7 protein-coding genes are annotated in these 8667 nt (G+C 65.6%); 2 read left to right on the top strand and 5 right to left on the bottom strand.

What is annotated here, in order from left to right:
* On the bottom strand, positions 1 to 1044 hold a 1044-nt coding region (locus C2I19_RS20865), incomplete at its 3' end, for a M20 aminoacylase family protein (RefSeq protein ID WP_103904500.1).
* A 286-nt stretch (positions 1045 to 1330) separates the two neighbouring features.
* Between C2I19_RS20865 and C2I19_RS20860 the strand changes: the two genes are divergently transcribed.
* A complete protein-coding gene (locus C2I19_RS20860) occupies positions 1331 to 2374 on the top strand; it encodes a GlxA family transcriptional regulator (protein ID WP_103904499.1) in 1044 nt (347 codons plus the stop codon).
* Between the two features lie 14 nt (positions 2375 to 2388).
* Here the strand turns inward: C2I19_RS20860 and C2I19_RS20855 are convergent, their stop codons facing one another.
* Positions 2389 to 2892: a PraA/PraB family alkane oxidation protein activator gene (locus C2I19_RS20855; protein ID WP_146056911.1), complete on the bottom strand. Its 504-nt coding sequence runs from the start codon at positions 2890 to 2892 to the stop codon at positions 2389 to 2391.
* Positions 2893 to 3368: 476 nt separating this feature from the next.
* On the opposite strand from C2I19_RS20855, the gene C2I19_RS20850 reads away from it, so the two are divergent.
* Positions 3369 to 3926, top strand: a complete 558-nt coding sequence (locus C2I19_RS20850; protein WP_103904497.1) for an ATP phosphoribosyltransferase regulatory subunit — start codon at positions 3369 to 3371, stop codon at positions 3924 to 3926.
* A gap of 43 nt (positions 3927 to 3969) precedes the next feature.
* On the opposite strand, the gene tldD is transcribed toward C2I19_RS20850, so the two are convergent.
* The 3 genes from tldD to C2I19_RS20835 all read right to left on the bottom strand — a co-directional run.
* The gene (gene tldD, locus C2I19_RS20845; RefSeq protein WP_103904496.1) at positions 3970 to 5412 is read right to left on the bottom strand and encodes a metalloprotease TldD; all 1443 of its coding nucleotides are present in this window, start codon (positions 5410 to 5412) and stop codon (positions 3970 to 3972) included.
* A 10-nt stretch (positions 5413 to 5422) separates the two neighbouring features.
* Positions 5423 to 6232, bottom strand: coding sequence for a carbon-nitrogen hydrolase family protein (locus tag C2I19_RS20840; RefSeq protein WP_103904495.1), 810 nt, complete (start codon positions 6230 to 6232; stop codon positions 5423 to 5425).
* Positions 6229 to 8667, bottom strand: a 2439-nt coding sequence (locus tag C2I19_RS20835) for a YhdP family protein (protein ID WP_158253793.1), incomplete at its 5' end; no start/stop codon positions are given. The genes C2I19_RS20835 and C2I19_RS20840, both read right to left, overlap by 4 nt.

The raw sequence follows: 8667 nt of genomic DNA, 5'->3' as shown, positions 1-8667 counted from the left end.
GCAGCCGGGCACTTTTTCCAGCATCCAGGAGAAGTCGTCGCCGCCCATCGCGCCGGCCGGCAGGGGCACGATGCCTTGCGGCCCCGCCATCGCCTCCGCCACCTCGCGCGCGATGCGGGTTTCCTCCGGCGAGTTGACCAACACCCGCGTCACATGGCGCCACTCAACCTGGGCCGTCACGCCAAAGCTCTGCGCCTGCGCCGCCACCATCTCGCGCAAGCGCCGCTCTATCAGTTGCTGGATAGCCGGATTGAAAGCGCGCACCGTCGCTTCTAGCCTGGCGCTGTCCGGGATGACGTTGCTCACGGACCCGGCTTGCGCCGCGCCTATGGTCAGCACGGCCGGCTGATCCGGCGGCACATTGCGCGAGACTATGGTCTGTAAAGCCAGAATGATGGAGGCCATCGCCACCACCGGATCGATGCAGGTATGCGGCAAGCCGCCGTGGCCGCCCTTGCCGGTCAAGGTGATGGTCACCATGTCGGCCGACGCCGCCAGCACGCCCGGCTGCACCACGAAGCTGCCCGCCGGCAAGGTTGGGCCGTTATGCAGCGCGTATACCGCATCGCAGGGGAAACGGTCGAACAGGCCCTCGGCCATCATGCGCTCCGCGCCGCCCTGGCCCTCCTCCGCGGGCTGGAAGATCAGGTTCAGCGTGCCGTCGAAACGGCGGGTCTCCGCCAGATAGCGCGCGGCAGCCAACAGCATGGCGGTATGGCCGTCATGGCCGCAGGCATGCATCTTGCCGGGCAGCCGGCTCGCGTACGGCAGGCCGGTTTCCTCGTGTATGGGCAAGGCGTCCATGTCGGCACGTATGCCCAAGCGGCGAGCCCCTTCGCCACAGCGCAATTGGCCGACGACGCCGGTGCCGCCAATGCCGGCAGTCACGCTATATCCCCAGCCGCGCAGCGCTTCCGCCACCAGCCGGCTGGTGGACTCCTCCTCGAAGCCCAGTTCCGGATGCGCGTGGATGGCGTGGCGAATGGCTATGAAATCTGATTCACAGTCGCGAATGGCGGCAATGACGCCCTGGATTTGGCTCATGAAGGTCTCCGATCGTCTGGGTGGGAAAATCGAGCGGCAGCCGGCATAGCGCCGAATGAAGCCGTCTTGCACACCAGTCTAGGAGTGGACAATCGCCATCATGAGAGGCGAAAAACGCCATTAAAAAAGCTGAAATCGCCAGGCATGCCCAGGCTATCGACTTGACAAAAATCCAGGGCCTGGTGGATATGAAAAGCGGGAGGAATGGAAGATGAAGGAAATTTGACCTTGATTTTACAGGCTGATATCGCCAAGGTTAAAGCTGAAATAGCCAAGACAGCCCATCATGAGCGCCTGCATAGACCTGCTTTATCTGCCCAATTGCCTCAGCGGCGGCCTGTTTTCCACCGTGGATGTGCTGCATGCGGCCAACAAACTGTGGCATCTGCACCACCCCAGGCAAAAGAAACCCCTGTTCAGCTGGCGCTTGCTTGATGCCTCCGGCGCCGAATTGCCGCTGCCGCCATGGCTGATGCCGCCGCCAGCCAGCCCTCCGGCGGCCGGCCGCTCCGCGCTGCTGGTGCCGGGGCTGGACATGCACAGCGTGCCGCATTTGAAGCAAATGCTGGATCAGTCAGCCGAGGCGCTGGCGCTGATCGCCCGCCGTCATGCCGCGGGCGACGTGATCGCCACCCATTACAACGGCGCCGCCATGCTGGCGCGCGCCGGCGTGCTGGACGGCCGCAACGCCACCATCACTTGGCTGATCGCCGGCTGGTTCTCCAACAACCATCCCAAGGTCAAACTCTTGATGGACCGCCCGGTAACGGCGGACGGCAATGTGCTGTGCAGCGGCGCGCCCGCCTCGTCCATCGAACTGGCCCTGGAGCTGGTGCGCCACTTCGCTGGCGAAACTCTGGCGCAAAGCTGCGCCAACGGCTTTCTGTACCAGCCGGCCCGCTTCGAACAATCCGGACAGACGCTGGCGCTACTGAACACCCCCACCCGCGACAGCGCGGTATACAAAGCCAGGCGCTGGCTGGAGCGGCATGTGGCCGAGCCCTACGATCTGGAGCGAGTGGCCGCCGCCGCCTCGGTCAGCAGCCGGACCCTGCTGCGCCACTTCCGAGAGGTAGCCGACATGACCCCGCTGGACTACTTGCATCAGTTGCGCATAGAACGCGCCAAGTTGCTGCTGGAAGTCACCACAGTGGACCTGCCGGGCATAGTCGAGCAATGCGGCTATGAAGACCCCAGCGCTTTCCGTCGCCTGTTCCGCAAGCTGACCGGACTCACCCCCACCGCCTACCGCCGCGCCTACGCCCTGCGCGCCGCCCGCCGCTGGTGGCGGGCGGAGGACGAGACGCCGGTTTCTCTCCAGAGCGACTGAGCCGGCCCGCCCCGTCAGGGCGTCACATGCATATAAGGCGTGGTGCCCAAGGTGGCTGAAATCGCGCAGCCGCCGGCCAGCGGCGCGGCCGACAAGCCTATGGTGGTTTCGCTGCCGCTGTCGCCTATCGTTCCCGCCACCTGGCTAGGGCCGCACTGCCCGCCCAGGATGGGCGTATTCACATTGACCATGACGCCGTCTATGGACAGCTGGTTCAGCCCGGTGACCTTGCCCACCCAGGGCGCGCTCGCGCTGGCGCTGGCCTTGATCATCCGGCACACCGGAATGCCCTTGAAAGCGGCGCTGGTAATCAGGATATTGCCGGCGCCGTCCACCGTGCCGCTGAATACGGCGTTGCAATCCACATCCACGCCGCCCTTGCTGACCGTGGACGGCCCCACCGCGGAAAACGGAATCGCCGCGCCTCCCGCGCCCGGCGGCGTGATAGTCGCCGCACCCGCCATCGAGGACGCCATCCACGCCAGCGCGCAGGCGCCGGCCGACGCAAACTTGCTCATGCCATGCATCACAGAACTCCAATCTTGTCATTTTGCTTATTCGCCCAGACGATCCGGCGCGATGCGCAAGATTAAAATTCCAATGGCATTAAAAATTTGATCCAGATCAGACTCGGCCAGTCGTCGGCCTGCTCGCTGGCTTTAAGGCCAGCCCCATCATTCGGCTTGACACCCCGGCTGGACAACGGCAATGATATTCGAATGAAAAGCTTCCAGACCCATCGCCACCACCATCACGGCCTGCCCAAGGGCGCCGCGACGGTGCGCGCTGTCTGGAAGGAAAACGGTGACTGAACCGCTCCCTCCGTCAGCCACCACCCAAACAGGTGCCGCAAGGCGCCTTTTTTATTTGCCGCGCGAAACGCGCGCGCTCTGCAAGGAAAACATCATGACCATGATTCGAGGCACCCGCATCGTCCAAGGCCGCGAGGCCGCCATTCAACGCCAGTTGGAAAACCGTTTCCGGAGCTGGCTTCATTGACGCAGGCGAGGAAGAAACCATCCTGCCCGCCTTATGGGGACAGGACACTTTTGTCGCCAAAGCCGGCGGCAGCGAGATACTGGAGCAAATGTGGGCCTTCCCGGACCGCAAGGGCCGCGCCTGCTGCCTGATACCGGAAGCCACCGCGCTGTTTCAGGAAAGAAGCCGGGAGTTTTTGAACGGCCGGCGAGAGGCGGGATTCTTTTACATCGCGCGCTGTTATCGCTACGAGCGGCCGCAAGCCGGCCGCTATCGGGAATTCACTCAGCTAGGCTATGAATATCTTGGGCCGGATCCCGCAGCCGCGTTTGAGCGCAGCCAGACGCTGTGCCGCGGCTTTCTGGACAGCCTGGGCCTGCGTTACGAGCGGGACGGCGCGGCCAAGCGCGGGCTCAGTTACTATCTGGGCGGAGAAGGGTTCGAAATGCGCGTGCCGGAGCTGGGCGCGCAAAAACAGGTGGTCGGCGGCGGCGCTTACCGCGAAGGGGCCGGCTTCGGCATAGGACTGGAGCGGCTGGCGCTCGCACTGGCGGCGCAGGGCCTCCAGCCCTAGCAATAAAAGGCCGGGCGCGAGGCCCGGCCTAAAATGGCCAAAATCAGGCCCCGGTGCCGCCGACTGTCAAGCCGCCGTCTATGCGCAGCGTGGGCTGGCCCACGCCCACCGGCACGCTCTGACCTTCCTTGCCGCACACGCCCACGCCCTGATCCAGCTGCAGATCGTTGCCTATCATGGACACGTAGTTCAGCACTTCCGGGCCGCTGCCTATCAGCGTGGCACCCTTGACCGGATAGGTCAGCTGCCCATTCTCGATACGCCAGGCTTCAGACGCTGAGAAAACGAACTTGCCGCTGGTGATGTCCACCTGGCCGCCGCCGAAATTCACCGCATACAGGCCATCCTTGACCGAAGCGATGATCTCCTGCGGATCGCTCTCCCCGGCCAGCATATAGGTGTTGGTCATGCGCGGCATCGGGATGCTGGCGTAAGACTCGCGGCGGCCGTTGCCGGTGGGGGCCACCTGCATCAGCCGCGAATTCATCGCGTCCTGCATATAGCCCTTGAGGATGCCGTCCTCGATCAGCACGGTGCGCTGCGTCGGATTGCCCTCGTCGTCTATAGCCAGCGCGCCGCGCCGTCCGCCCATCACGCCGTCGTCCACCACGGTGACGCCCGGCGCGGCCACGCGCTGGCCTATCTTGCCGGAGAAGGCCGAGGTGCCCTTGCGATTGAAATCGCCTTCCAAACCATGGCCTATCGCCTCGTGCAGCAGCACGCCGGGCCAGCCCGGCCCCAGCACCACCGTCATCTGGCCGGCCGGCGCCGGCCGCGAATCCAGGTTCACCAGCGCCTGCTTGACCGCCTCTCGCACATAGCGCTCCACCACGGCTTCGTCGAAATAGGCCAGGTCGAAGCGGCCGCCGCCGCCGGAGGCGCCCTGCTCGCGTCGGCCGTTCTGCTCTGCGATCACCATCACCGACATCCGCACCAGCGGCCGCACGTCGGCGGCTCGCACGCCGTCGTGGCGCGCGACATAAACCACGTCGTATTCCATGGCCAGGCCGGCCATCACCTGGATCACGCGCGGGTCCATCGCCTTGGCCAGTTTCTCCACGCGCTCCAGCAGGGCGACCTTCTCCGCCGCCTCCAGGCTGTGACAGGGGTCGATGGACGGGTACAGGGATTGCGGCTTGCGCTTCTCCACCGCGCCGGCGCTGCCGTCGCCGCCGGCATTGCCTATGGCGCGCACCGCTTCGGCGGCGCGGGTCAGCGCGTCCTGGTTGATCGCGTCGGAATAGGCGAAGGCGGTCTTGTCGCCGGCGACGGCGCGCACGCCCACGCCCTGGTCGATGCTGAAGCTGCCGGATTTGACTATGCCCTCTTCCAGATGCCAGCCCTCGTTGCGGGTGTACTGGAAGTAGAGATCGGCATAATCGATTTCATGATGGCGCATATGCGCCAGAGTGCGCTCCAACGCGGCTTCGTCCAGGCCGTAAGGCTTGAGCAGCAGATCGTCGGCGATAGTGAAGGCGTCTTGCATGGCGGTTCTTTCAGCGTATGACTCGGTGCGCCAGCGCCGGCAGGCGGTCTCGCACCGAGTGTGTCAATTCGGGGTCGATCTCGGCGGCAATCACGCCCTCGCCGCCAGGCAGTTCGGCGAGGATGCGCCCCCAAGGGTCGATGATCATAGAATGGCCGTGCGTCTGCCGGCCGTTGTCATGCCTTCCGCCCTGGGCGGAGGCAATCAGATAACACTGGTTTTCAATGGCCCGCGCCCTGAGCAGCGGCTCCCAATGCGCCTGGCCGGTGGTGGCGGTGAAGGCCGCCGGCAGGATCAGCAGATCGAACGGCTCGAGCAGGCGGAACAGCTCAGGGAAACGCAGATCGTAGCAAATGCCCAGCGCGATGTCGGCCAGCGGCGTTTCCACCTTGACCGGCGCCTCGCCCGGCCGGATGGTGTTGGATTCGCAATAGCTCTCGCCCTGCCCGGTGAAGCCGAACAGGTGGATCTTGTCGTAACGCGCCATCGCCTCGCCCTGCGGGCTGTACAGCAAGCTGGCGTTGTACACCTTGTCCTCGTCCTCGCTGCGCAGCGGCACCGTGCCGCCCAGCAGCCACAGGCCGTGGCGGCGCGCCATATCCGACAGGGCACGCTGGATGGGGCCGTCGCCGAAGGTCTCGCGCACAGCCACCTTGTCGGTATCCTTGGAGCCCATCAGGCAAAAATACTCGGGCAGAACGGCCAGGCGCGCGCCGCGCGCCGCGGCCTCGCCCAGCAACTGGTCCGCCTTGGCCAGATTGGCTTCCACGTCGAGCCCGGACACCATCTGCACCGCGGCGGCGATGAACTTCTGCTTCATGGTTTCTTCCCCTTGTTCTGGACCGGCTCGCCCGCGCCCACCCGCTTGACCTGCGGGTCCCGCAGCGAGCCGCTCACCGTGTATTCCAGCTTCAGTATTTTGCCCACCGGATCCTGCAACACTTTCTGCGCTGCCAGCGTGGCGATGCCCACCACCGGGTTGAGCAAGGCGGCGCCCGCGGCCAGCGCGACGCTTTCCGCGACATGCGGCTGCACGGAAACCCGCAGCGCCTGCGTCTCCTGCGCCAGATCCACGCTGCCGGAGATGCTGACCTCGGCCGCCGGGCTGCGCATTTCCACCTTGTCCGAGCGGAACACACCGTCGCGCACGCTGGCCTTGCCTTGCAGGGTATCAAATGCGAAGCCGTCGCTGAAGACGTCAGTGAAATCCAGCCGTATCCGACGCGGCAAGGACTGCAGGCTGAGCACACCCAGCAGCCTGGCCACGCCGGGGTCGACCTTGGCGAAGCGGCCGTTCTTGAAGTTCAGTTCCATCTGCCCCGACAAATGAGCGGCGTCCAGATCGCTCAGGCCGCCCGGCCAGCTCAACTGGCCGGACAGATTACCCTGTCCGTTGCGGAACACATCCACCAAGCCGAAACGCTCCAGCAGCTTGCCGGCGTTGGATACATCCAATGAGAAGCGGCTATCCACCCGGCCCGCGCCCTGCTCGTCCACCCGCGCGCTGCCGGTCAGCGCGCCGTCCGGCGAACTGAGCCGCAACGGGTCCATCAGCCAGACGCTGCCGCTGCGGCGCGCCGTCATGTCCAGCTGGCCTAATTTCCGGCCTTGCAGCGACAGCTCGCCTATGCGCACCTTCATCGCCGGCAATTGCTGCTGCAGCAGGCTATTGCCATCTGATCCGCCGCTGCCGCTGCGCAGCGGCCAGTTCAGGGACAGCCGGTCCAGATTGGCCCGCAACTCCCCCCCGCCTCCAGCCTGATAGCTGCCTGAACCATCCGCCTCTTTCGAATGCAAACCCACATTCCACGCGCCGCCCTGGCCATTGTTCGATACGCGGGCTTCCACCTGCCGCAGCGGGAAGCCCGCCAGGCTCAGCTCGGGCGTGCTCAGATCCAGCACCAGCTGCATGCCTCGGCCATCTCCGCTGCCCCAGTCCAGCTTGGCCAGGCGCGACCACCAGTCCTCCAGCGCCACCCTGGGCAACTGAGCGCGAATGGCCAAGCCGCCGGCGGGCCACTCTCCGGCCTTGCGCCCCAAGCCCAAGGCCCCCGCCTGCAGCTCGCCATGTTCATCCAGGCGCAACTTGCCGCTCAAGGCGTCGCCAAGAGAGAATTCCAGCCGCATGCCGCCGCTGAACCGGGCGGACGCCGGCTGCAATTGCAGTTGCAGCGGCATAGGCGTCCCTTCCGCCTTGCCGAGCGGCGCCGGCGCGTCCAGCGCCAGCCCTTGCAGAGCGCTGTCTATCTGCAGGCTTTCCAAGCCGTTCTTGACCACGAAGCGCCCATCGACGCGGGCGCGGCCCGACACCAGCGGCTCGGCCAGCGGCAGGTATTGGCGCAACAGACTCTTGCCGTCGGCCTCGCCGCCCACCTCGAAACGCATGCGCTTGTCCGCGCCGGTATGGGCGGTCAGCTTCAATTGCCCGCCGAAGGCGTTCAACTGCACGCCCTTGCTGTCCACGCCGCGCTCGGTGAAAGTCAGCACGCCGCGCGCGCCGTCCACCTCGGGCAGAGGCAAATGCTTGAACTGCAGCCGGTTGTTTCTGAATGATAGGTCGCCGCGCACGCGGATCGTTTCCGGACCGGCCAGCGGCACCGCCAATTGCAGTTTGAGTCCCGCGTCGCCCGCCGCCTGGATCTGGCTGGTAAAACCGTCCAGCCAGCCATCGACCGGGCTCTTGCCGGTGAAGGCCAGCATGCGGTCCAACCGGTCCTCGGCCATGCCGTCTATCTTCAGCCACGGCGTCTCGGCGCCCAGCTGGTCTATCGCCACCACCACGTTTTTCAAAGGCACGCCCACCGTGGATGCGCGTTGGCCCAGCACCTGCATGGAGGCGTTATGGAAGCGCAGCTTGGCGTCTATGCCGTCTATCGTCGGCCAGCCCGGCTCGTACGCCAGCTTGGCTTTCTCGACATCGGCCTCCACCAGGAATTCGCCGCCGCCCTCGCCGAACGGGAAGCGGTCCAGATCGCCCTTCAGCTTCAGCGTCACGTTTTTCGCCACGCCGTCCAGCAAAGCCCGCCGCAGCCAGGCCGTGGTGTGCTCGCCCACCTGGTGCGGCAGATAGGCCGGCACCCGCGCGGCCTTGACCTGATCGATGCCGCCGTTCAAGTCGATCACGCCCGCGCCGCTGCCGGCGTAGCGATAGCTGCCGTCCAGCTTGCCGCGCAAATCCGCGTTGGAGAACGCCACCTGCCTCAGGTCTATCTCCAGCGCCTCGCCCTGGCGGCGCCACGCCACATCGGCCGCCAG

The organism is Chromobacterium alticapitis (assembly GCF_002924365.1).
In the GTDB taxonomy this organism is placed as follows: domain Bacteria; phylum Pseudomonadota; class Gammaproteobacteria; order Burkholderiales; family Chromobacteriaceae; genus Chromobacterium; species Chromobacterium alticapitis.
This window is presented reverse-complemented; position numbering and strand designations above follow the sequence as displayed.